The 22,806-nt window shown below is 60.0% G+C and carries 22 protein-coding genes; 2 read left to right on the top strand and 20 right to left on the bottom strand.

The annotated features are described in order from the left end of the window. Nucleotides 1-15 precede the first annotated feature (15 nt). The 10 genes from groES to glmS all read right to left on the bottom strand — a co-directional run bounded on the left by groES (nucleotide 16) and on the right by glmS (nucleotide 9,015). Entirely contained in the window at nucleotides 16-318 is a 303-nt protein-coding gene (groES, locus tag HMPREF3148_RS05790) for a co-chaperone GroES (protein ID WP_180298343.1), read from the bottom strand. 249 nt (nucleotides 319-567) lie between these two features. Further along, the gene (locus HMPREF3148_RS05785; protein ID WP_005527869.1) at nucleotides 568-996 is read right to left on the bottom strand and encodes a hypothetical protein; all 429 of its coding nucleotides are present in this window, start codon (nucleotides 994-996) and stop codon (nucleotides 568-570) included. Nucleotides 997-1,101: 105 nt separating this feature from the next. Then, entirely contained in the window at nucleotides 1,102-2,157 is a 1,056-nt protein-coding gene (gene tsaD, locus HMPREF3148_RS05780) for a tRNA (adenosine(37)-N6)-threonylcarbamoyltransferase complex transferase subunit TsaD (protein WP_005527867.1), read from the bottom strand. Beyond that, complete coding sequence (rimI, locus tag HMPREF3148_RS05775; RefSeq protein ID WP_005527865.1) at nucleotides 2,154-2,630, bottom strand: ribosomal protein S18-alanine N-acetyltransferase; 477 nt, start codon at nucleotides 2,628-2,630, stop codon at nucleotides 2,154-2,156. Before rimI ends, tsaD begins: the two co-directional genes overlap by 4 nt. Further along, nucleotides 2,627-3,295: a tRNA (adenosine(37)-N6)-threonylcarbamoyltransferase complex dimerization subunit type 1 TsaB gene (gene tsaB, locus HMPREF3148_RS05770; protein WP_070508877.1), complete on the bottom strand. Its 669-nt coding sequence runs from the start codon at nucleotides 3,293-3,295 to the stop codon at nucleotides 2,627-2,629. The genes rimI and tsaB overlap by 4 nt, the downstream gene beginning before the upstream one ends. Next, complete coding sequence (locus HMPREF3148_RS05765) at nucleotides 3,295-3,762, bottom strand: hypothetical protein (RefSeq protein WP_049064334.1); 468 nt, start codon at nucleotides 3,760-3,762, stop codon at nucleotides 3,295-3,297. The genes tsaB and HMPREF3148_RS05765 overlap by 1 nt, the downstream gene beginning before the upstream one ends. Nucleotides 3,763-3,868: 106 nt before the next feature. Then, the gene (locus tag HMPREF3148_RS05760) at nucleotides 3,869-5,461 is read right to left on the bottom strand and encodes an aspartate:alanine exchanger family transporter (protein WP_070508875.1); all 1,593 of its coding nucleotides are present in this window, start codon (nucleotides 5,459-5,461) and stop codon (nucleotides 3,869-3,871) included. Next, nucleotides 5,462-5,926 carry a tRNA (adenosine(37)-N6)-threonylcarbamoyltransferase complex ATPase subunit type 1 TsaE gene (gene tsaE, locus HMPREF3148_RS05755; protein WP_070508874.1) on the bottom strand — a complete coding sequence of 155 codons (465 nt, stop codon included), beginning with the start codon at nucleotides 5,924-5,926 and terminating at the stop codon, nucleotides 5,462-5,464. It abuts the gene before it with no gap. Continuing rightward, entirely contained in the window at nucleotides 5,923-7,014 is a 1,092-nt protein-coding gene (gene alr / locus HMPREF3148_RS05750; RefSeq protein ID WP_070508872.1) for an alanine racemase, read from the bottom strand. The genes tsaE and alr overlap by 4 nt, the downstream gene beginning before the upstream one ends. 129 nt (nucleotides 7,015-7,143) lie before the next feature. Continuing rightward, the gene (gene glmS / locus HMPREF3148_RS05745) at nucleotides 7,144-9,015 is read right to left on the bottom strand and encodes a glutamine--fructose-6-phosphate transaminase (isomerizing) (protein WP_070508870.1); all 1,872 of its coding nucleotides are present in this window, start codon (nucleotides 9,013-9,015) and stop codon (nucleotides 7,144-7,146) included. 317 nt (nucleotides 9,016-9,332) lie between these two features. Here glmS and HMPREF3148_RS05740 point away from each other — a divergent pair, with 317 nt between their 5' ends. Beyond that, entirely contained in the window at nucleotides 9,333-10,163 is an 831-nt protein-coding gene (locus tag HMPREF3148_RS05740) for a dienelactone hydrolase family protein (protein ID WP_049146962.1), read from the top strand. A gap of 124 nt (nucleotides 10,164-10,287) precedes the next feature. Here the strand turns inward: HMPREF3148_RS05740 and HMPREF3148_RS05735 are convergent, their stop codons facing one another. The 10 genes from HMPREF3148_RS05735 to eccCa all read right to left on the bottom strand — a co-directional run bounded on the left by HMPREF3148_RS05735 (nucleotide 10,288) and on the right by eccCa (nucleotide 20,911). After that, nucleotides 10,288-10,602: a hypothetical protein gene (locus HMPREF3148_RS05735; protein ID WP_005527850.1), complete on the bottom strand. Its 315-nt coding sequence runs from the start codon at nucleotides 10,600-10,602 to the stop codon at nucleotides 10,288-10,290. Further along, a complete protein-coding gene (locus HMPREF3148_RS13155; RefSeq protein ID WP_236081531.1) occupies nucleotides 10,602-12,026 on the bottom strand; it encodes a zinc metalloprotease in 1,425 nt (474 codons plus the stop codon). The genes HMPREF3148_RS05735 and HMPREF3148_RS13155 overlap by 1 nt, the downstream gene beginning before the upstream one ends. 113 nt (nucleotides 12,027-12,139) lie before the next feature. Further along, nucleotides 12,140-12,463: a hypothetical protein gene (locus HMPREF3148_RS05725; protein ID WP_070508868.1), complete on the bottom strand. Its 324-nt coding sequence runs from the start codon at nucleotides 12,461-12,463 to the stop codon at nucleotides 12,140-12,142. A 137-nt stretch (nucleotides 12,464-12,600) separates the two neighbouring features. After that, nucleotides 12,601-13,944: a phosphoglucosamine mutase gene (glmM, locus tag HMPREF3148_RS05720; protein WP_049146948.1), complete on the bottom strand. Its 1,344-nt coding sequence runs from the start codon at nucleotides 13,942-13,944 to the stop codon at nucleotides 12,601-12,603. Nucleotides 13,945-14,070: 126 nt separating this feature from the next. Beyond that, nucleotides 14,071-14,613, bottom strand: coding sequence for a 30S ribosomal protein S9 (gene rpsI / locus HMPREF3148_RS05715; protein ID WP_070508867.1), 543 nt, complete (start codon nucleotides 14,611-14,613; stop codon nucleotides 14,071-14,073). After that, complete coding sequence (gene rplM / locus HMPREF3148_RS05710) at nucleotides 14,613-15,056, bottom strand: 50S ribosomal protein L13 (protein WP_046646777.1); 444 nt, start codon at nucleotides 15,054-15,056, stop codon at nucleotides 14,613-14,615. Before rplM ends, rpsI begins: the two co-directional genes overlap by 1 nt. 334 nt (nucleotides 15,057-15,390) lie before the next feature. After that, nucleotides 15,391-15,678: a WXG100 family type VII secretion target gene (locus HMPREF3148_RS05705; protein ID WP_005527839.1), complete on the bottom strand. Its 288-nt coding sequence runs from the start codon at nucleotides 15,676-15,678 to the stop codon at nucleotides 15,391-15,393. Between the two features lie 64 nt (nucleotides 15,679-15,742). Beyond that, nucleotides 15,743-16,060 carry a WXG100 family type VII secretion target gene (locus HMPREF3148_RS05700; RefSeq protein ID WP_034656525.1) on the bottom strand — a complete coding sequence of 106 codons (318 nt, stop codon included), beginning with the start codon at nucleotides 16,058-16,060 and terminating at the stop codon, nucleotides 15,743-15,745. Between the two features lie 121 nt (nucleotides 16,061-16,181). After that, nucleotides 16,182-17,324 carry a type VII secretion-associated protein gene (locus HMPREF3148_RS05695; protein WP_070508866.1) on the bottom strand — a complete coding sequence of 381 codons (1,143 nt, stop codon included), beginning with the start codon at nucleotides 17,322-17,324 and terminating at the stop codon, nucleotides 16,182-16,184. Beyond that, nucleotides 17,321-20,911 carry a type VII secretion protein EccCa gene (gene eccCa / locus HMPREF3148_RS05690; protein WP_236081535.1) on the bottom strand — a complete coding sequence of 1,197 codons (3,591 nt, stop codon included), beginning with the start codon at nucleotides 20,909-20,911 and terminating at the stop codon, nucleotides 17,321-17,323. The genes HMPREF3148_RS05695 and eccCa overlap by 4 nt, the downstream gene beginning before the upstream one ends. A gap of 416 nt (nucleotides 20,912-21,327) precedes the next feature. On the opposite strand from eccCa, the gene eccD reads away from it, so the two are divergent. Then, on the top strand, nucleotides 21,328-22,731 hold the full coding sequence (gene eccD, locus HMPREF3148_RS05685) for a type VII secretion integral membrane protein EccD (RefSeq protein ID WP_070508864.1): 1,404 nt from the start codon (nucleotides 21,328-21,330) through the stop codon (nucleotides 22,729-22,731). Nucleotides 22,732-22,806: the final 75 nt, after the last annotated feature.

Raw genomic sequence — 22,806 nt, 5'->3', positions numbered from 1 at the left:
TCGCCTACTTCTCGGTTACTTTTCGATGACAGCGAGCAGGTCGCGTGCGGACAGCAGGAGGTACTCCTGGCCGTCGTACTTCAGCTCAGTGCCGCCGTACTTGGAGAAGATGACGGTGTCGCCTTCCTTAACGTCAAGGGCGATGCGCTCGTCTCCGTCCTCATTCCAACGGCCCGGGCCTACGGCTACGACGGTAGCCTCCTGCGGCTTTTCCTTTGCAGAGTCTGGGATAACAAGACCAGAAGCGGTGGTGGTCTCAGCCTCGACGATCTGAACGAGGACCTTGTCCTCCAGCGGCTTGATGTTTGCCATGATGATTCCTCCGTATGAAATCTTTGCCTGCCCCACGGTTCGTGGCGGAGCGGGAAGTTAGTTGTATGTGCCGGTTGTGGATGTCCAGCACAGCCGTCGTCGCGGGTGAACAACTGTGGGTCAAACAACCTTCCTAGCACTCTACCCTCGCGACTGCTAGCCCTCAACAAACACCGGACGCGCGCCGTTCGCCCTTAGCGAATATACGAAAAGCCCCGCCTAAGCGGGGCAGATTCGGAATGCGGAGTGCGGAACTTAGACCGACTTGTCGGAATTAATTACCGCTGCGCGCCACAGGTTGTACTCCTCCGGGAAATCCTCACGGTAGTTGCGCACCGCGCGGATGCCGTTCTCGACGGCATCGATGACGGCATCAAAGTTGTCGGACTCGCCATCCGCCTCGACGAAGATGACCGGGCCGGAAATCGCACGGATTGGGTCCTGCAGGAATGCAGAGTTGCCGGTGTCGGCTGCATTGCGAGCCAGGGAGGCAACCGGGTTCGGTTCCGCGCCCTCCGCCTTGGCCTGTGGGTTAAAGAGTGCTGCGTAGGTGGAACCGTCGTCCTGGAAGACTACGGAAACGCGATCCTCGGTAGCACCACCGAGGAACTGGTTGGCATGCTCAAGCTCGAACTCGATCTTGCGGCGGGTCAGATCAGGGTTGACAAGAAAACCGGTGGTCATGGCGGATGAGAGCTCCTTTTAAAGCCAAGTGGGCAGTATCGGATCTGCAGATTACCGCCGGTTTCACCACCCCGCATCCGGAGGAAGGCAAACTTTAGGTGAACGTTAGCGCGCAGCCGCTGCGACCAACGGAACTTCCACCTCAAGCTGAGTATCCGTACCGCACGCCAAGCCGGAAGGCTCGGCGCCCTCATGAATCAGCTGCGCCGCCACAGCCGCAATCATCACGCCGTTGTCCGTGCACAGCTTGAAACGCGGCACCCGCAACTCAATGCCCGCCGACTCGCAGCGCTTGGCCGCAAGCGCACGCAACCGCGAGTTCGCAGCCACACCGCCGCCCAGCAGCAACACCTTCGCGCCGGTGTCCTGGCACGCCCGGATGGCCTTGGCCGTCAGCACGTCCGCCACGGCCTCTTGGAAGGAGGCGCACACGTCCTCGATGGAGACCACGCGGCCTTCCTTCTCCGCCTTTTCCACGTAACGCGCCACGGCCGTCTTCAGCCCTGAGAAGGAGAAGTCATGGCGGTGCTCGCCGCGCAGATCCTCCGCACGCGACAAACCGCGTGGGAAGTCGATAGTGGCCTCGCCCTGCGCCGCCAGCTTGTCAATCACCGGGCCACCCGGGTAGCCCAGTCCCAGCAGGCGGGAGACTTTGTCGTAGGCCTCGCCGGCGGCGTCGTCAAGCGTGGAGCCCAGCTCCTTCATCGGCTTGCCCACTGCCTGCACCTCGAGCAGCTGAGTATGCCCGCCGGAGACCAGCAAGGCCACCGCATGCGGCAACTCCTCCCCTTCCAAGTTCGCCACCGCCACGTGACCGCCCAAGTGGTTCACGCCGTAGAAAGGCACGCCCCACGCCGCAGCATAGGCCTTCGCCGCGGAAGCGCCCACGAGCAGCGCGCCCGCAAGCCCCGGCCCTACCGTCGCGGCGACGGCGTCCGGCTTAGAAATGCCCGCCTCGTCCAAGGCTGCGCGCATCACCTGCGGCATCGCCTCGAGGTGCGCACGCGAAGCAATCTCGGGCACCACGCCACCGAAACGTGCGTGCTGTTCCATCGAGGAAGCCACGGCATCGGCGAGGATTTCCATATGCCCATCTGCGGAAAGCTCGATGATGCCCACCCCGGTCTCGTCGCAAGAAGACTCGATTCCTAGGATTTTCACTTCGCGGTCCTTTCACTTGAGCGCGGCCGAAACATGGTGTGCGCGTCTGCGCCAGAAGGTTGATAGTAATTGCGGCGGATGCCGGTTTTGATGAAACCGTAGGCTTCGTACAGACCAATTGCTGGGTCGTTGCCCACGCGAACTTCAAGGAAGACCGGCGCGTTCTTCAGATCTGCGATGTAGACGATGTTGTCCATCATCATTCGCCCTACCCCGCGGCGTTGCGCGGCAGGGTCGACGCCGATGGTGTGAATCTCGAATTCCGGGTCTGCCGCGGGCCCCATCATTCCGATTCCGGCATAGCCCACGAGCGTGTGGGTCTCCTCGTCCTCTACGCCGAGATAAAACGTGTGCGGCTGGGCAATTTCCTGCACGAACGCCGCCGCTGGCCACGGGCTTTCGCCCGGAAAGAGCACGATTTCTAGCTCTGCGCAGCGGGGCGCGTCTGCCGCGGTGAGTTCGCGGAGTTTCACAGGTTGAACCCGGCGACGTCAGGAAGCGCGGCGGAGCGTGGCTTCGGCTTCGGCGGAACCGCGTCAGGCCGGCGCAGGTAGAACGGGGTCAGCGGCTCCGGAGCGGCATCCAGGTTGGCTACAGCCACCAGGCCCGCCGGGCGTGGGTTCGCCGCGGTGTGCGGCAGGTTCTGCAGCTCTTCGGGAAGCTTTGCCACGAGGTTATCCGGGATGATTACGGCGTCCACGGCGACCTGAATCTCCGCAGGCTTGACGACGTCCGGCCCCTCCACGCGCTGCCCATCCTCATAGGTTGCCCAGTAGATTTCCTTGCGGCGGGCATCGGTGGCCACGAGGGTGCGGCCCTGTGCTGCTGCCGACGCCGCGATGGCATCATGTGTGCAGACTCCGTGGACCGGAATGGAAAGGGCGTCGCCAAGCGCAGATGCGGTGGCCATGCCCACGCGCAAGCCGGTGAACGGCCCCGGACCGCAACCGACCACGATGGCGTCAAGGTCCGGGTAAGTCAGCGACGTGGTCTGCAGCAGCTCCTCAACCGTGGGGATGAGCTGCTCGTTGTGCGCGCGGGTGTCAGTCAGGATGCGCTCAGTGACTGCACCGGTTTCGGTATCCACCACGCCGGTCACGAGGTCAGTGGTGGCGGTATCAATGGCGAGGACGCGCATTAGGCGGCCAGCTTCCAGGTCTCGCCTTCCTTGACGAACGGGAGAATGCTCTGAGTCGAAGCAGGCTGCAGCGGCTGGCCCGTTGGGCACAGGTTAATCTTCTCGCGGTTGAGCTTTTCTGCATAGAACTTGTTTGGGCCGCCAATAGCTACGAAGTAATTGGTGTTCTTGTCCACGTCTTCGGTGATGCCCAAATCTTCTGCATTGATGCCGTAGATTTCCTTGATTTCGGACTTCTTGGTGTCAGCGCAGATAGTGGTCATGCCCTGCCACTTGTGGCCCAGGACCTCGCTTGGGACAACGGCGCTGACGCTGAGGTTGGTTTTGTCGAGAGACGAAATTGCACTTTCCAGGGTGCGCTCCACTGGCGGCTGCTCACGCATGTTGGACAGTGCAATCATGGCGCCCAAGGCGATGATGAACAGGCCGATGAGGAAAGTGGTGATGAATTGACCGAATTTGGTCATAATGAAAGCGCTCCTTGCACGTCACGGGTAGTTGACCCCGCTAATCCTACAAGAAGCGCCTGGAAGGTTAGCCATCCGGTAGCCGCCGCACCGTGCGTCTTTGCTCCTAGACCAGCAGCAGCGCGAGCACCTGGCAGACCAGAATCTTGCCGATCATCGATGTGGGATAGACCGTGGCGTATCCCCTTTCCGCGAGTTGGGTGCCGGTTTGCGGGTTAAGGTAGGCCATGATGGCCGGGTTTGTGGTCATGCCGGCGACGACGCCCATGGCCTCGTCAAATTTCAGCTTGAACAGGAGCATGCTGCCCGCAGCCAGGCCGAGTGCCGAAATGAGAGTCAGCGCTAGGCCGACGCCGATGTAGATGAGGGAGGAAGGATCGGAAAGCGCGGCGCGGAAGCTACCGCCAGCCGAGGTACCGACACCGGCCAGGAAGAGCGTGAGTCCCAATGTGGACAGAGTCTGCTTCGCGTGGAAAGGCAGTTGCCAGTTGATAGGGCCGGAACGTCCGACAGCGCCGAGGATAAGGCCCATAACAATGGGGCCACCGCCGAAGCCAAGGCTCAAAGTGGTGCCGCCCGGCAGCGGGATTGGAATAGCGCCGAGGGCGAGGCCGAGGAAGAGCCCGAGGGCAAACGGCAGGAGGTCTACGTTGCCGAGCTTGGACTCAGAGTCGCCGAGGTAGCGGCGGACGTCGTCAAGGCGGCCTGGCGCGGTGATGACGCGGACGCGGTCGGAATAGTTAAGCACCATCTCGGGCGCAGGGACCACGTCGGAGTCGCCTTTGCGCACGCGGGCGATGATGAAACCCTTGTCCTCGGTGTTGAGCTCATCAATAGTGCGGCCGGCGACCTCGGGATTGGAGACGGTGACGCGGCGGTAGACCAGACCATCTTCCTCGTGCAGGTTCACGTAGATCTCTTCGCCGAGTACGGCGATGGCCTTGTCGATTGCCTCATCAGTGCCGTTGACGATAATCTCCATGCCTTTGCGCAGTGGCAGCTCCGGGTAGGCCAAGTTGTGGTCGTGCGGGTTGTTGATGTGTCGGGTTGCGATGATGCGTTCACCAGTGATGGCGGAAAGATCGTCGATTGTTCCCGCAAAGTCGCGGCCCAAACGCACGCCCTTCCATTCGAGGGGCGCGGCGATCATGCCTTCGGCTTTGGCGTCATCGATGTGGTTAACCTTCAGCAGTTTCGCCCCGATGGCAGCAACGATGATGGTGCCGATGACGGCGCCCGGGTAAGTCAGCGAGTAGCCGACCACAGGCGTGGAATCGCCGCCTAAAGCTTCGACGGCCGCGGCCATACCCGGCGTCGAGGAGATAGATCCTGCGAGGGTACCGACCGCGATAGCCGGATTTAGGTCGAATGCATGCAGGAAGCCAACCGTGACGCCTGCCAAGATCAGCAACATTATGACGATGAGCAGGGATACCTTCCAACCGCGGGAGAGGAAGTCGCGGAAGAAGGACTGTCCAAAGTTCAGGCCGATGACGTACACGAAGACCGCCAGGCCGAACTGATACACAAAGGGCGGAATCGCGATGTCCGGATTCGCCGTGGAAAGACCTAGAGCCACGAACATCGCGGCAGCGGCGCCCAAGGAGACGCCCCAGGCGCTTACCTTGCCGACAGCCAAACCTACCGCCATGATGAGAAAAAGTGTCAGGAGAGGTTGTTCAGCAAGGAAGGAAAGCATTTAGTTCACCCAGTTCCAAGTGATGACTCGAGTGTCATCATCACGTTCGCGGTTGATATTGATGAAGAGATAAGCCTCCGACAGCTGGTCCATGAATCCGTCGCCCCATTCGGCAACGACCACAGCGTCTTCGAGCTCGGTATCTAAGTCTAGGGCGTCGAGCTCACCAAGAGGATTTTCCGAATGATCCAATAGCCGGTAAGCATCAACATGCACCAAGGACGGTCCGCCCACCAAGGAGCGATGTTCACGGGCGATCACAAAGGTGGGTGAGGTTACCCTGCCTTTGACCTGCATCCCCTCGGCAATTCCCTGCGTAAGGGTGGTTTTCCCCGCGCCCAGAGGACCGTCAAGAATCACCAAATCTCCAGCTTCCAACACTGCACCGAGCTCTTTTCCGAACTCGCGGGCTGCGTCAGCGGTCGCAATTTCGCGGGTTCCCGAGTGGGAAAAATCACCGATCATTTCCGAATTCCCCCTTCATATTTCCGAACGGAACGTCCGGTCGGACGGCAGATCACTTCGTAGTTGATGGTTCCGGCGGCGTCGGCAAGCGCAGTTGCGCTCATGCCGCCCACCCCGAAAATAATGGCTTCATCGCCCTGTTGCACGCCATACTCGTTATCGCCAAGGTCCACCACAATCTGATCCATGCACACGCGGCCCACCTGCGGGTAGAGCTTGCCGCCGATACCCACGTGCAACTTGCCCTGGAAATCGCGCGGCAATCCATCCGCGTAACCACACGGAACCGTGGCCAAGAACCCACGCTTTTCTGCATGCCAGGTTTGGCCATAGCTGGTCGCCTCCCCAGCCTCGATGGGTTTTACATTCACAATCGACGCCGCCCATGTCATCGCAGGCTTCAACCCATGGTCGCGCCCGGGAATAGGCTCAAGCCCGTAACACGCAAGGCCTGGGCGCACGAGCTCGAAGTAAGCAGAGGGACGGTCCAGCACAGCCGGGGAATTGGCCAAGTGGTTGATAGGACACTCAAGGCCAGCAGCGCGTGCGCGCTCAATTGCACGGCGGAAAGTCGCTTCCTGCTCATCATTGAAAGGATTATCGGGCTCGTCGGCACAAGCAAAGTGGGACATGAGGCCCAAGACCTCGATTTGCGGGGCATCGCGAAACAGCGCGAAGACCTCGTCCCAATCAGACTCGTCGACGCCGGAGCGATGCAGGCCCGTCTCCACCTTGATGTACACCTTCGCGGCGACTTCCGTCTCCACTAGGCAGCGCGCGTGGGTGGGCGAGGGCACGCCGATGTGGATGCGGCAAGCCAGTGCTTCCGCTACCTCGTCCGTAGAATCCCAAATCCAAGCCGCGATGGGTTGATCGATGCCGCTGCGGCGCAGCTCGACGGCTTCATCAAGGGTGGCGACGCCAAAAGCATCCGCGCCTGCCGCCGCCATGACGGGCGCTACTTCCTTGACGCCATGCCCATAAGCGTCAGCTTTCACCACGCACATGAGCTGCGCGGGCGCCACCTTCTCCTTCAACAAAGAGACATTGTGAGCGATGGCATCAAGGTCGATTCTGGTTCGAAGCATGGGTCTATTGTGCCACTGGACACAAGCGCAATCGCCTCCGACTCCTGAAAATGTGGACCCGTCAATAATTAAGGCCGGGATTCCACACACAACGGTGGAATCCCGGCCTTAAAAAGTAGCGCTAATCGTCTACTCGACGGTGACGGACTTAGCCAGGTTACGCGGCTGATCGACGTCGTAGCCCTTGGCCGTGGCCACGCCACAAGCAAAGATCTGCAGCGGGACCGTAGCCAGCAACGGCTGCATCAGCGTCGGGGACTGCGGAATGCGGATGACGTGGTTAGCGTATGCCTCTACTGCCTCGTCGCCTTCCTCAGCGATAACGATGGTGATGGCACCGCGGGCGCGGATCTCCTGAATGTTGGAGACGACCTTGGCGTGCAGGGAGTCACGCCCGCGCGGAGACGGCACGATGACGAAGACCGGCTGCCCCTCCTCGATCAGCGCAATCGGGCCGTGCTTGAGCTCGCCTGCAGCAAAGCCCTCAGCGTGCAGGTAAGCAATCTCCTTGAGCTTGAGCGCGCCCTCGAGCGCTACTGGGAAGCCAACGTGGCGGCCCAGGAAGAGGACGGAGTCAGAACCCTGCATCGAGACGGCAAGGTCGTAGACCTGCTTCTCATTGTCGATGACCTTCTGCACTTTGTCCGGCATGTCACGCAGTTCCTGCAGAACAGCGTTGACCTCGTCGGCGAACATGTTGCCGCGCAGCTGTGCAAGATAGAGACCGAGCAGGTAGGTGGCGGTGATCTGCGCCAGGAAGGCCTTGGTGGAAGCCACGGCGATTTCCGGACCAGCGTGGGTGTAGAGCGCAGCATCTGCCTCACGCGGGATGGAGGAACCCTGGGTGTTACAGATAGCGATCACCTTGGCACCTTGCTGGCGTGCGTGACGCACAGCCATCAAGGTATCCATGGTCTCACCGGACTGGGACAGAGCGACGACGAGCGTCTTCTCGTTCACAATCGGATCGCGGTAGCGGAACTCGTGCGCGAGCTCGACCTCGGTTGGGATACGGCACCAGTGCTCGATGGCGTAGCGTGCAACGTGGCCAGCGTAAGCCGCAGTACCGCAGGCGATGACGATGATCTTGTCGATGGACTTCAAAATTGATTCATCGATGCGGACTTCGTCCAAAGTCAGCTTGCCCTGCTCGTCGAAACGGCCCAAAAGAGTGTCACGCACGGCAGCTGGCTGGTCGTGGATTTCCTTCTCCATGAAGGAGTTGAAGCCGCCCTTTTCTGCAGCAGCAGCGTCCCACAGGATCTCGAATGGCTTGCCCTGTTCCGGGTTGCCTGCGTAATCGGTGATGACAACCTCGTCAGCGGTGATGGTGACAACCTGGTCGTTTTCCATCTCCACTGCGGACTTGGTGTAGTCAATGAAGCCGGAGACGTCAGAGCCCAAGAAGTTCTCGCCCTCGCCCAGACCGATAACCAACGGCGAGTCGCGGCGGGCAGCCACGATGCGGTCGGCCTGCTCGGCGTGAATAGCCAACAGAGTGAACGCGCCCTCGAGGCGCTGGCCGGTCAGCTGCATTGCCTTGGTAAGGTCCTGGCCAGCTTCGTTGTGGAAAATGTCTCCCAGAAGCGTTGCTGCAACCTCAGTATCCGTCTCAGAAACAAAGTTGTAGCCCTTAGCAGCCAGCTCAGTCTTCAGCTCAGCGAAGTTCTCAATGATGCCGTTGTGCACGACTGCCAGCTTGCCACCATCAACGACGTGCGGGTGAGCGTTCAGGTCCGTCGGGCCACCGTGGGTTGCCCAACGAGTATGACCGATGCCCAAGACAGAGTCCTTCAACGGACGAGCTGCGATTTCGGCGTCGAGCGCCGCAACCTTGCCTGCCTTCTTGCGCCAACCGATTTCACCATCGGCGTACATCGCGACACCAGCGGAGTCATAACCGCGGTATTCAAGGCGGCGAAGGCCCTCGAGCACGACGTCCAGGGCGTAGTATTCACGGTCACCAGCGAAGTGACCTACATATCCAACAATTCCACACATAGGCTTAGATCTTACCTCATAAGAAACGCGCCCCTGTCTTCTCAAACTGCATGTAATAAACCCCCTAAAAGCAGAAGAAAAGCCCCAGCTAGACCGTCCTTTAAGACAATTCGGACTGGGACTACCCTGCGCGTTTAGAAACATTCCGTTTTGTTTGCTTCTATTGGTTGAAGTTTGCCAATGACAAGATTCACGCATTCTTTGCACGCTTTGCGCTTGACGACGCCCCCCTTTTTCGCAACGCTGCACAAGCCCCACGCAGCCTTTCGCGGCGCTTATCCACCGCCCAAAGGCGTTCTTCCTCTATTCTGGAATGCGTGTCTGCGAATCTAAAGAAGCATCTAGGAACTCTGTCCAAGCGCGGCCCGCACCGCGTTCTCGTCGGCGACCTTTCTTACGCCGGTATTAACGGCAAGGTTTATACCCCGGCTGAGGGAAAAGGCCTGCCTGCTGTGGCATTCGCCCATGATTGGACCAAGAAGGTCAAGAACTACCACGCCACGCTGCGCCACTTGGCAAGCTGGGGAATCGTTGTAGTCGCTCCAGATACGGAAACCGGCCTAGTGCCAAATCACCGCAACTTGGCGGCAGATTTGGAGTCTTCGCTACAAATTGCTGCGGGTGTAAAGCTGGGAACCGGCAAAATTGCGGTTTCTCCGTCCAAGCTTGGCGTAGTAGGCCACGGCATGGGTGGCGGCGTCGCTGCCTTGACTGCAGTTGATAACCCAAAGATTCGCGCCGTTGCTGCGATTTATCCAGCGGATACTGCGCCTTCTTCCTACGCGGCAGCCCGCTCGATTACCGCCCCAGCACTGATCTTGGGCTCTGAGCGCGAGGATTTGTTCCGCGCGGGTAACCCGGCCGAGCTGGCAAACAACTGGGGCGGCAAGGTCGCCTACCGCGAGCTCGCCAAGGGAACACAGGCTGGTTTCACTGAGGATCGCTTGGTCAAGCTAGCCATCGGCTCAGGCGTGTTCCAGGCTGGAGCGACCGAAACGGCACGGGCATTAGTAACCGGTTTCCTGCTTTCCACTCTGGCCGGCGAGTCTAAGTACGACGACTTCGCTGAAGCTGACGCCACCGCCAAGGGCGTTACGAGCTACTTCGGTGAAGAGCTAGCCCAAAAGGCAGGCATCCACCGCGGCTAAAAGGACAGCTAAACGGCCACTGAAATGCCACAGACACCACGCCGGTGCCTAGCTAACACAATGCCAGTCCGCTAAACGCGGGCTGGCATTGTGCATTGTGGCCAGCACCGGGCAATGTGATGCACTAATTTCCTCTCCGCAACACCGACTTCACTTGCCTGTTGCCCCTCCTGCTAGAGGAACTAACCTGGCCGGATGTTCCTATATAACGTTGCGCTGCCGGATTTTGGGCCACCTGACCTTGCCCCAGATGTCGCCGCTCAGTCTGCGACTGCGGCGATTGTTTAGCCATGTGTGCTCTTGCAGTAGCTTTCTCAGCTGACTTCTCGAGCTCATCCTGCGCCTTCGCCATCGCCTTTTCAAACTCAAGCAGCCGGGCTGCGGTGCGCTCCCTAAACCCCCGCGCAAACTCTGCAAACTCATCATTTACTGGTGCCATTACCACTGCCCTGCCTTCCGTGCGTGAACTGTCTTTTCTTCTGGTTGCGGTGTGGGCGCCGGTTCCGGAGCAGGCGCCGGGCTAGGGGCCGGAGCTGGCGCTGGAGCAGCAGATTCCTGCGGTACAGCTACTGGTTCAGGCGCCGTAGCGGCCTGCATGTGTGCCACCTTTTCCGGCGGTGGCGGCGGTTCCTTTACTTCCGCTAGCTCCGGTGGTGGTGGAATCACGCCGTCATTAGTTGGCTCTGGGCATGGCTCAGGTGCTGGCGGCTCTGGTGCTGGGGGCGGTTCGGGAGCCGGCACCTCAGGTTCCGGCATATTCTCAAGGCATTCTGCTGCCGCCGCTATTAAAAGCCCAACCCCCATGATGGCTACTCCAACCCCGAGCGCACCCAAGCAACCACAGCATGCTTGCTCTGGCACGCATTCGGCAACGGGAGCCTCGTCATTGCAATCGTGCTCGCAGTCATCCGTGGGTGTTTCTTCATTCTCCACAGGTTTTTGTTCTTCTGGCTGCGGGCACGGCTCTGGGTCTGGTTTTGATTCAGGTCTTGGTTCTGGTTCTTCCGGACACGGCACCTGTGCTGGCTTAATCTTGGGCTCCGGCTTGGGACACGGCTCAGGCCGTGGTTCTGGGCTTGGTTCAGGTCTTGGTTCAGGTTTTGGTTCAGGTCTTGGTTCAGGTTTTGGTTCTGGTTTGGGTTTTGGATTCGGCTCTGGGTGCGACTCCTCCTTGGGTGCGTTGCTTGGCTTCGTCTCACACGCTTGCTTCTCGACGACTGGATCAGCGCCCCCTGCTGTCAGTGGTTCAGTTTTTTGCGCAGGCGCCGTTGGGATCACCCCGCCTGGTGAACTGGGCTGACAAGGTGTCTCTGCCGCTGGCTGCGGGCACTTGCGAGCTGGATCTGGTGCGGTTTCGGGTAGCTGGCGTTCACAAACCTTTGTGCAGCTCTCCTCGAATTTGTCGTAGCACTGTTCAATTGCGGAGTCCCGGTCACGGCATGTATTGACGATTGTGTCATTCGTGCGCTCGATAAGGTCAGCGCCAATGGTCGCGATAATGGGAACAATGAAACGCCCTAGCGGATGCTTTGCCGCGATCATGGTCAAGATGTTGAGCAATGGCACAACTGCAGAAATGAGTTCCGTCAAAGCTGTGTCAGAGACATCGACGATTTCTTCAATAGCGTTAGAGCATTGTTGTGCTTTATCAGTCAGCTCATCCGCCTCGTCCCGTTCTTTTTCGAAGTCCTCCTGCACACCGCCGAGGTGTTCCAGCAAAGCGTCGCCGGCAATGCTCAGCACTACCCCTACAAGGAAACCCTTCAGCCCTCCCCCGCCACGTGCTGGGCGTTTACCGCCCATCGCCGCGATAGTGCCCTGCACCAGCTCTTGAGGCTTGATTCCGTCAACAGAACCAATCATACTCCCAAGTAGGTCAAGCGGAGTGCTCGGACCACCATATGAGCCTTGGCTTGCCGCTTGAAACTGCGACACCGCCTGCGAATAGTCCCCTAACAAAGACTTGGTAGCCGTGCTCATTTCTCCCCTCCCGCCAAGTCCGGGGTTACGCGAGTCAAATTCCCAGAATGCTCAATATCGGCCTCTGAAAATTCCTGTACTTGCGCCCGTACTGCTTCGGCGTGCGAAGCTATACTGTCCAAACGCCACGTGCCTCTCTCATGCAGGCGTTCCAACATCTCCTGAATCCGCGCCCCATGTCCCGCAAAGTCGCGCCCAGCGGCACTGGGCGGAAACGAGGGAGCATCTGCTAGATGGGCGATGCGTTGAATTTGTGTCTCATCCAAGACGCGGTTAATACGCTGAGCTATATCTTGCTCATCAAAAAATACATCCGTCACTGTAGGCACTCCTAGGCCAGCCGAGATCAATTCCTGCCCTTATTGGACTGCGCTTTGCCTCTGACGGTTCCCCCAAAACTACAGAAACCGGGAACCACAAGAAATTCGTGGCTCCCGGCTACCGCTCAGTCTGCGGATTAGACTGCGGAGACTACAGCTGCGAGCCTTCCAGCAACCTTGCGGGCCTGCTCCTTCTCAGCGGCCTCAACCATCACGCGAAACAGCTCCTCCGTGCCAGACGGACGCAACAACACGCGGCCGGTGGAACCGAGCTCTTCTTCTGCTACAGCAATTGCTTCCAGTACTTCGGCGGAAGACATGATGCTGGACTTATCAGAGACAGGCACGTTAATGAGCACCTGCGGCAGCACAGTCATCACTGATGCCAGTTCCTTGAGGGACTTCCCCGACTTAGCCATGCGAGCCATGATGGACAAACCAGTCAGGGTGCCATCACCAGTGGTGCAGTCATCAGGCAGAACCAAGTGTCCAGATTGCTCGCCGCCCAGCGAGTAGTCACCGCGGTTGAGCTCTTCCAGCACGTAGCGGTCACCGACAGCGGTTTCCTTAACCTCAATGCCCTGCTCCTGCATGGCCAGCTTCAAGCCAAGGTTGGACATCACCGTTGCAACGAGAGTGTTGAAACGCAGGTCATTTTCTTCCTTCATGCCCACTGCCAGAAGGGCCATGATTTGGTCACCGTCAACGACGTTTCCCTCGGCGTCGACAGCCAGGCAGCGATCCGCGTCACCGTCGTGCGCCAAGCCGAGATCAGCGCCATGTTCCACCACGGCCGCCTGGGTCTTCTCGATGTGGGTAGAACCGCAGTCTTCATTGATGTTGAACGCGTTCGGCTTGTTGTGGATTGCGATGACCTCAGCACCGGCATCCGCGTATGCCTTCGGCGCAACCTTCGAGGCGGCACCGTTTGCGGTGTCAACAACTACCTTGATTCCGGAAAGATCAGTGGTGACCACCTCGGCTAGGTGCTTCAGGTAGCGCTCACGTCCGTCCGGAGCTTCGGAAATAATGCGGCCGAGCTTGGTACCCGTAGGCCCATTCTCGGTCAGGGTTTCCATGGCGGCCTGGATCCGATCCTCGACGTCGTCAGGCAGCTTCTTGCCGCCCGCGGAGAAGAACTTGATGCCGTTGTCTGGCATCGGGTTGTGGGATGCGGAAATCATCACGCCCAGGTCTGCCCCATAATCATCGGTCAGGAATGCAATAGCTGGGGTGGGCAAAACTCCCACCCGCACGACGTCGATGCCACGGGAGGACAGGCCAGAAGCAATGGCGGCATCCAGCATTTCGCCGGAGACACGGGGGTCGCGTCCAATGATGGCTAGTGGGCGGCGCTCATAAGACTCACGGTTTGCCGTGAGCACCTGCGCCGCCGCTTGTCCCAACCGCAGAGCCAGGATAGGGGTGAGTTTTTCATTCGCGAGACCACGAACGCCGTCGGTTCCGAAAAGTCGAGTCATGGATTCAATTATGCACTTTGGCCCCACCACCACGCAGCATGAGGTAAGCCTTGCCGGGTGCGAAAACGGCACAAGCCGTCACTTCCGAAAAGGAAGCAACGGCTCGAGCTGTACGTAAGCGAAGAATTAACGCTTGGAGTACTGCGGGGCACGACGTGCCTTGTGCAGACCAGCCTTCTTACGCTCCACGGCACGTGCGTCACGGGTGAGCAGGCCAGCCTTCTTGAGGGCCGGGCGGTCAGCCGGGTTGTAGACGTTGAGTGCGCGGGCGATAGCCAGACGCAGAGCGCCTGCCTGGCCGGTTGGGCCGCCGCCAGAAACGGTGACCTTGATGTCGAACTGGCCTTCGCGCTCAAGCAGGGTCAGCGGCAGGAGGATGTCCTGCTGGTGCAGCTTGTTCGGGAAGTAGTTGTCGAAGGAACGGCTGTTCACGGTGATCTCGCCGGAACCAGCAACGAGGCGAACACGAGCGATGGCGCGCTTACGGCGACCAACGGTCTGGATCGGGCCCTCGTGAATCGGAGCAGCGGTCTCAACCTCTGCCTCGGTGGAGGTAGCGATGGAATCACCGATGGTGTTGGTGAACTCCTCGGTAGCAGCGGTTGCTGCAGCGATGTCGGCAGCGTCGGCTACGTTGTTGTCAGCGTTTGCGATGTTCTGCTCGGTCATTACTGTGCCACCTGCTTAAACTCGAAGGTCTCCGGCTTCTGACCGGCGTAAGGGTGCTCCTCACCAACGAAGACGTGCAGCTTCTTGATGGAGGCGTCGGAAAGCTTGTTGTGCGGCATCATGCCCTTAACAGCTTCTTCGATAACGCGAACCGGGTTGGCGTCCAAGGACTGACCAAGAGTCATGGACTTCAGGCCGCCCGGGTAACCGGAGTGACGGTAGCGCATTTCGCGCTCGCGCTTGTTGGAGGAAACGTGGATCTTGTCCGCGTTCAGGATGATGATGTGGTCGCCGCAATCAACGTTCGGTGCGAACTGTGGCTTGTGCTTACCGCGCAGCATGTCTGCAACGGTGGAAGCAAGCTTGCCCAGCACCACATCGGTAGCGTCGATGACGTACCACTTGCGGGTGATGTCACCGCTCTTCGGGTGGAAAGTAGACAAAATGACTCCTTGAAAGTCTGTCTGAGGACTGCCGGCCAACGCTATGAATGCCTTACGCTTCCGTACAGCGGCCGGTGGAGACCTGCAGAAAGCGCGCACCCCAAAAGGATGCAAACACATAGGGCTACAACTTTAGCCGTCAGCTGCTCAAAACCCAAAACGCTTTGCTTGGCGACGCCCCTCTCGCACTAAGGGTGCGAAAACATACGCACCCCGGGCTTATATCAAAGCCCGGGGTGCGTGCATCGAGACCAGTTGCGTTCGCCTTGCTCCCTACTCGGTGTGGTGTGTTTAAGAAGATTGGCCCGGCTCGATGCGAATGAGCAACTCCTCCTTAGCCCCAGCTTGCTGCCGCACGGCGGTTGACGTCACTCATTGCGTCGTTGCCCTGCGAGACGGTCTTGGAAATGGTGGCCAGAACAGTGTTGAGCTCTGCAGCAGCGTTGTCCCACTTTGCCTGCGCCTCGTTATAAGCCGCGGCCGATTCGCCTTCCCAGGTAGCCACCATTGGTTGCAGGGTGGACTTGAGGTCCCCGAGCAAACCGTTGATGCGGCCGGAAGTGGAGTTGATATCGGCAGCAGCACCCGCGATGGCGCCAAATTCGTACTTGATAGCAGACATGTTTTCCTTCTTTGCGTCTTCCTGTGATTGCCAGTTGTGCTGTGAGTTTTAAGCCTTGAACGGCTTAGAGGGCAAGGCCTGCTCCGCCGACGTTGGAAAAGGCCTGCGCGTTGGTGGCTTCTACATCGTCGAAGTTGCGAGCGTTGTCACGGATGTTGTCAGAGATTGCGGTCAGCGCCTCGCGCAGCTGCTGTGCCGAGGTGTTGTAGCGCTGCATGAGATTGTCGAATGAGACCTGCGCACGGCCATCCCAGTTGGAACGCACCGAGTCCACGACGCCCTGCAGACGAGTGAGTTCCCCCTGCACCTCGTCATTGGTGGAGTCCACGCGTCCAGCAGTAGCCACCATTACATCGGCTTCAGTCTTAAACAGCTGAGTCATTTCTTGCCCCTTCCTTGGGCTCAAAGTGGTGTGTATTTCCCCCGAAAAAGCCGAGTGCGGCTTTCTCATACTTATTAGACTGCGCTGAATCAGAATCGGTTCCCCGGAACCGAAAAACTCTTTAGTTCTTCTTCACCAATGACTCCGCTGCCATGCGGCAGGCGGCTTTTTGCACCACATTCGGCTCGTAGCGCGTATGGCATCCAACCGAAAGCTGGTGCTCGCCATCGGCCCATGTCATCCACGACACCTTGGAACCATCGCCGGGATCTTCCAGATAGTTTAAGCGCCCAGCTTCCTCCCTTGGCTCGGACAAAGCGGGATCCGTTTCGATTTCCGCGTGCAGCTCCTTAAAAAGCATGTCCACTGGCACTGCGTAGAGGGGATCGGCGGAAAGCAAAATGCGCAAATTCGGGTCCTCACCGGTTACTGTCACCACGCCATCTTCAACCTTGGGGTGGAAACCTTGTGGGAGAACCACGTTCATCCCCTCAACGTCGAGTTCCTTCTGCCCTGGGTTCAAACCCGGTTTGGCTTCCTCAGCGGCAGGGACGCTACTTGGCGCAGCGCTTGGTTGTGGCGCTTGGGCTACCGTCTGCGAAAGTCGCTCTACTGATGCTTGTTCCTCGTGGCGCCCCATTGCCCACCAGGACAGGCCAGCGACAGTGAATACGACTGCAGCAATACCCGCATAAAAAGGATCAAACCAGGCGGGCAATGAGAGGGGCTTGAGTTTCGGCCGCTTGGCTGCCTTGCGGGGCTTTGCTTTAGGTTTCGAAGTCGCGGCGTCGTCAAGCATGTGCTCCTGGTACCCACGATCATCAAGTTCATATCCTGCACTTGGGCGCTCGGTGACTGAAGTGTTCTTTACGTGGAATTCTTGGGTCGGCGTTTCTGCGGGTTCCATGTCGGGTGTAAATACAGGCCCGGCGTATTCGGCATCGGTATCTGAAGCCACCAAGACCCCCGCCACTTCGAGTTGCCTACGCAAAATTGCCGACGCCTCCACCGAAATTTCTGTGCCGGAAACGTCGACGATGACCTCAGCTGTTACCTCTGGCCATTGCGGACCACAAATCTTGGAACACTGCTCTACTACTGGGGACAGCGCCCAGCCATCCACGATGCCGGTACCGGGAAGGTCATAACGATAGACCGTTTCTGGGCCCTCGTAGATGGTGGCTGCATCCAAAATGGTGATTATGAGAGTGTCGGTGTCGCCGAGCCCTGCGGAAGTAAATTGGCCGGAAAGAGTGGAAGTCATGAGAAGTTCTCCTGGGTTGATTCGGTGTAAAGAGATTGGGCAACGCCAACGAGGGCGCCACGAATGGACCACTGACCGCGTCCAGGTGGTTGGGCCGCGGGTTTGAGGCCGAAGATGGTGCCTTCCTCACGATCGGAGTCGAGAAGAAATACTGCGGGTTGAAGGTCGCGGACGGCGGAGAGGAACTGGCTATAAAGTGCCCTGCCAATTCCGCCCGATTTGCGAGCAATCAGCAGGTGCAGCCCGATATCACGCGCATGCGGAAGCAGTTCAAGTAAAGGCGCCAAGGCAATCTCGCTGACCAAATCCAAGTCATCAATTGCCAGGTAAATGTCCGGGCCCTGCCACCAGGAACGCGCGGCGAGCTCAGCGGGCGTCACGTCCGCGCCAGGAAGACGCGCCTCCAGGGTGCGCGCTGTATCGATGATCGTCTGCTGTGTGGCCGCGGTGTTGGCCGCGTAGGCCGCCACCATGTCAGGTTCGAGTGTCCCCAGGTGCGCGCGCCTGTGGTCGATGACGACGATGCGCGCTTCCTCCCGCGGAAGCTTTTCTATTCCTTGCAACACAGTGCTGAGAAACGCTGACTTTCCAGAGCCTTGGGAGCCCACGCACACCACGTGTGGCGTCGCCGCGGGATCCCAGGCCAGCGGTTCCAGGTCGGGCCCGCCGATACCCCAGGTGATTCCGCTGATTCCTTCCACGTTTTCGACCTCACGCAGCACGTCCGGCAGCATCTTGAGTGCAGGCACCGGTTCAGAATCGACGTGAATCCTTGCGACATGCGCTAGGTCTTGATTGGCCGTGGCCGCAATGAGCATGTTCTCGCCGCCCACCGTGAGTCCCCGGCCCGGCGCGGCGGGGAGCTTCTGCTGCGCTTTGCGGTCGATGAGCGAATCCATCGCTTCGCCAAGGCGCAGTTCAAGACGTTGGGAAATCAGATCGCGGACATTCGGGCGCATACTAGTCCACCGGTTGGTGGTGACCACCACGTGAACCCGCGCCGATGCACCATCGGCCACGATTGCGGTGACGGGCTCCGCCAGGTCTTCGTACTCGGCGCCGGCAGTGCCGATGTGATGCCATCCATCGATGACGAGGAACGTATGTGGTTCACTGGGGCGGCGAATGTGGCCCGCCACCTCATCCACAATTCGCCGGACCTTCTCGGGCTCATCCCGGCTGGCCACTCCCGCAACGTGCGGCAGCCGTGCTAGCGCGGTCAACTGCCCACCACCCAGATCAATGACGTAGAAGCGCACGTGCGCCGGTTTGTTCACCACAGCTAATGCCGTCACCACGCTGCGCAGGGCCATCGACTTTCCGGATTGCGGGCCGCCACAAATGGCGAGGTGCCCGCCTTCCGCAGCAAGATCCACCACGAGCGGGTCTTGACGCTGGTAATAAGGCCTATCGATGATGCCGATCGCCGCCTCTAGGAAGGGCTGTGCACCTGCATTCCTGCCCCGGTCTTCAGGTGTTGCCACCACTGCGGAAAGCTCCACCACAGGCGGCAGCGGCGGCAGCCAAATGCGGTGCGCATGCTGCTGGCGACGCCGCGCCTCCAGCTCGGCGGCTGCAACGAGGGCGTCGAGAAGCGACTGCGACTCATCAACCACCGTGTGCTGCGCTGCTACTGCGTGCGCGTCAACGTCCTCATCCTGTGCCGGCGCCCATCCGGAGAAGAACGTCACGCGCGGCCGCGTCTGCTGCATTCGCCCCGCGGAGTCCGCAGTGCCTTGGGATTCTGGTGCTGCGACGCGGCGCTCTACCGGGCCCGAAACGTAGGCGGCTTGGAAGCGCGTTGGCGCGTCGGCATCCGTCTTAAGATAGCCCGCGCCGGGCTGGGCGGGCAGATGATAGGCGTCCGTGACGCCGAGAACCTGCCGTGATTCCGCAGCAGAAAAAGTCTTCAAACCAATGCGATAGGACAAGTGAGAATCCAGTCCACGCAACCGCCCTTCCTCTAGGCGTTGCGAAGCCAGCAACAGGTGCACGTGCAGGGAACGGCCAAGCCTGCCCACCGCGACGAAGAGCTCCGCGAAGTCGGGATGCTGTCCCAACAGCTCAGAGAATTCATCGACCACGATGACAAGAGCCGGGATGCGGCCAAACTCCTCTACCGCGCGCGGAGCGGCGTTGAAAGCATCGACGTTGGCAAAGTTTCCTGCTGCGCGCAGCAGCTCTTGACGGCGATTCATCTCACCAGAAATGGCATCGTGCATACGCTCCACCAGCGTGGACTCTCCTTCCAGGTTGGTGATGACAGCCGAGGTATGCGGCAGCGTATCGCAGCCCAGGAAGGTCGCACCGCCCTTGAAGTCGACCAGGACTAGGTTGAGTTCTTTCGGACTATGGGTCGCAGCAAGTGAGGCCACGAGTGTTCGCAGCAATTCGCTCTTTCCGCTGCCGGTAGCCCCAATGCACAGGCCATGCGGCCCCATGCCGCCCTGTGCGGATTCCTTGAGGTCGAGGTACACCGGTTGCCCCACCTCGTCCAGCCCAATCGGGACCTTGAGGCGTTGCTCAGCCTGTCTGCCCGCCCACATTCCACTGGCGGCCAGCTCATCGATGTCCCCACAGCCCACCAGATCCATGAGGTCGTTACTGCGCCTGCGCGAGCGGACCGCGCCGTGCAAGTCGGGACGGCGATACTGTGCCAGCTGTCGCGCGACCAGCAGCGCTGTCTCAGCATCGACGTCATCGGGCACACCCAGTACCTCATCCCCTGCAGCGGTAACGACCTGCAAATCCTCGCCTGCTACGAGAAAGATTCCGTCTTCTTCCGCACGCTGCCCAAGCGGCGTATGCCGCTGCACGCCCACGCAGAGATAGCTCGTGACCTCATCATCCTCCGGTAGATCGGCATGCGCTGGGATGCGGGTGGCGTCGACAAGCACAATGCGAAACCGTGCCTGCTCAGGCCTTTTCGTATGCGGCAACCATTTGACCCACTCCCACTCAGTGTTGCACCGCGGGTGCAGCTCAATGCCCACCGTCTCCGGGCCATGGGCCACGGCCAAGTGCAGCAACATCGCGCGTGCCACATCCGCGGCTCGCTCCCCCGAAAGCCCCAGGCAGGTAAATGCCTGCAGCTGAATGACCACCGGCATCTCCGCCAACGTCCGCAAGGCATTGACCGTGTGCCGCACGCTCACCGCACACACCGGATCAAGGTCTTCCGTGGCACCTGAATCAGGCACGTTGATGGGCACGCACAAAGACATCGGCCCAGTGCCCACGCGCACTTCAAGCGCATCGGGGTCGTCGGCGACGCGCTCCCACATCCGGTAACTTCCCACCAACGCTGCCACCTGTTCGGGCGCCGGATTTCGGTGCTCCTCATGCGCGCGTTGCGCCGCTGACAGCTCCAAGACTTTTTCCCGCAACGCCTTCAGGTGCCGCAGGTAGGTCCGCCGCGTCTCATCGGGATTCTGATCGCCGCCTTGTGGATTGAACATCATGAAGACGCTCGCCAGCATCATGAGCGGAAACATCAAGCCCATCGGGCTCACGCGGCGTTCTGGCCCCGCACCCAACACCATCAATGCGACCATGCCCAGCATCGCGCCAACCATCACCAGCGGCATAAGAATACGTATCAAAGGCACCGGTTGCGGTCGCACCGCCTCCGGCACTGCCTCCGCATCCACGCTGCCTTGCGGCAAAGGTGGTGCCGGTTCACGCTGGCCGGAATCTAGTACTTCGACAATCTTTTCGCGCGCAAGCGAATTGTTTACTCCGTTGTATAACGCATGTGAGAGTCCAGGTATGGACATAATTCCCCCATAAAATCCCTCCGATTTCCCCACGTCCCCACTGCTTTTCACTACGTTGCACAGTGCACGGCACCCCAGCCCTACACCATGCATCACCGTGAATCGGATTAACCGTTTGCGGTGGACACGATGCCACTAGTAAGCCACAATGTGTGGAGTTAGGCAAGGGGGAAGCCTTGTGGGGAAGGCCCATAAGGCACCAGTTTTTCTCGGGGGAGGATTTCTGCATGACGGAAGTTTTGAGCACCACGCAGACGCAATCAGTGCGGGTCACGGTGCGATTCCATATTTTTGAATTCCGCAAGGAGGCAGACGTTGCGCTGCCGCTGGCTGCCAGCATTGGGGAGTCTTTAGGGGAGCTGATGCAGCTTGTCGACGCCCCCATTTTCACCGTCCCACTCCAGGCAAGCACTGCGGGCGGCAAGGCAATCCCGCTTAGCACCATGCTCGAAAGAACACCGTTGCGTGAAGGCTCGGTACTCATCATCGAGCCGGTCGAAGAGAAACCGGCGCCGGTAGTGCGTGACGCGGCAGAAGCTCTAGCCCACAATGCGGCGGCGGGACTGCCAGCGCAATCCGCAACCGTGTGGGCCGGCGCCGGTTTGCTTGCCGCAAGCAGCATCATCGCGGCCACGCTGGGCCTGCTTCCGGCCGCCATGCTCGTTGCACTTGGGACATTCATACTGGCGTTATGGACGCGTTCGGCTCTCTTGACCTGCCTGTGTATCGCTGCGGCAGCCGTCGCGGGCTGGGTGTTTATCTCGCCCCAAGAAGCCGAACGCCCCTGGGCGCTCTGGGCCGGGTGCGTCGGTGCGCTTATTGCTCTGGCAGCCTGCCACGTCACCAAACTAGGCGGGATGCGCTTGAGCCTTGCCACATTAACCACCGCATTGTTGTGCGCGATCGGCGCCGCAGGCAGCCTACTCCCCGGCGCGCAGGGCGCCGACCTCGTGGGCACCCAGGCCCCGGAAGTAGTTCCCTCAGCAGGCGCTGCATGCGCGCTCGCCGCGACGGTGATACTGCTGGCCGGTGCGCCCTCCTTCACCACGCACCTAGTCGGGCTCAAGGTCCCGCAACTGCCCACCGCGGGTCAAGACCTCAACGTCTCGGACTCCGTGCAGGATGACGTGGATCAGCGCGCAGATCGCGCCGGGCTGGCCTACGAGGGCGTGTGCATCGGCGCTGCCGCGGCGGGCCTTCCGGCATTGGCGCTTCTGGCCGTAATGCCGGTGAGCTCTACCAACCTGGTGGCGGTCCTCTTCGCCCAGCTCTTGTGCGTGGCACTCGCTGGCGCCACGGTGCTGCATGCGGTACGCCATGCCCGCGTGGTGTCATCGTGGGCATTGACTGGGCTGGCGGTGGCCGCCACGGCTGTGGCCGCTATCTATGCTGCCCGCAGCTGGAGCACTCTCACCACCAGTCCGCCGTGGAGCATCTGGGTACTCAGCGCACTCGCTGTAGGTGTGCTCGCCGCGATGGTGTCCACTCCCCTGTGGGCGTCCAAGGTTGCGCTGGCTGCGCCCACCACGATTGCGTGGTGCGAGCGCGCTGAGACGCTCGCGATTGCGGCGTGCTTACCGCTAGCCGCACACGTGGCAGGCATCTTCCTTCTCATCCGTGGTCTCGGATAGGAAACGCCATGCAAGCTCAGGAGTCTTTTGCCTCAGGCTGCGCTCTCGCCCGCTCACTTCGGGTGGCGGCTACAT

Origin of the sequence: Corynebacterium sp. HMSC05D08, assembly GCF_001807215.1 — a bacterium.
GTDB lineage: Bacteria > Actinomycetota > Actinomycetes > Mycobacteriales > Mycobacteriaceae > Corynebacterium > Corynebacterium striatum.
This window is presented reverse-complemented; position numbering and strand designations above follow the sequence as displayed.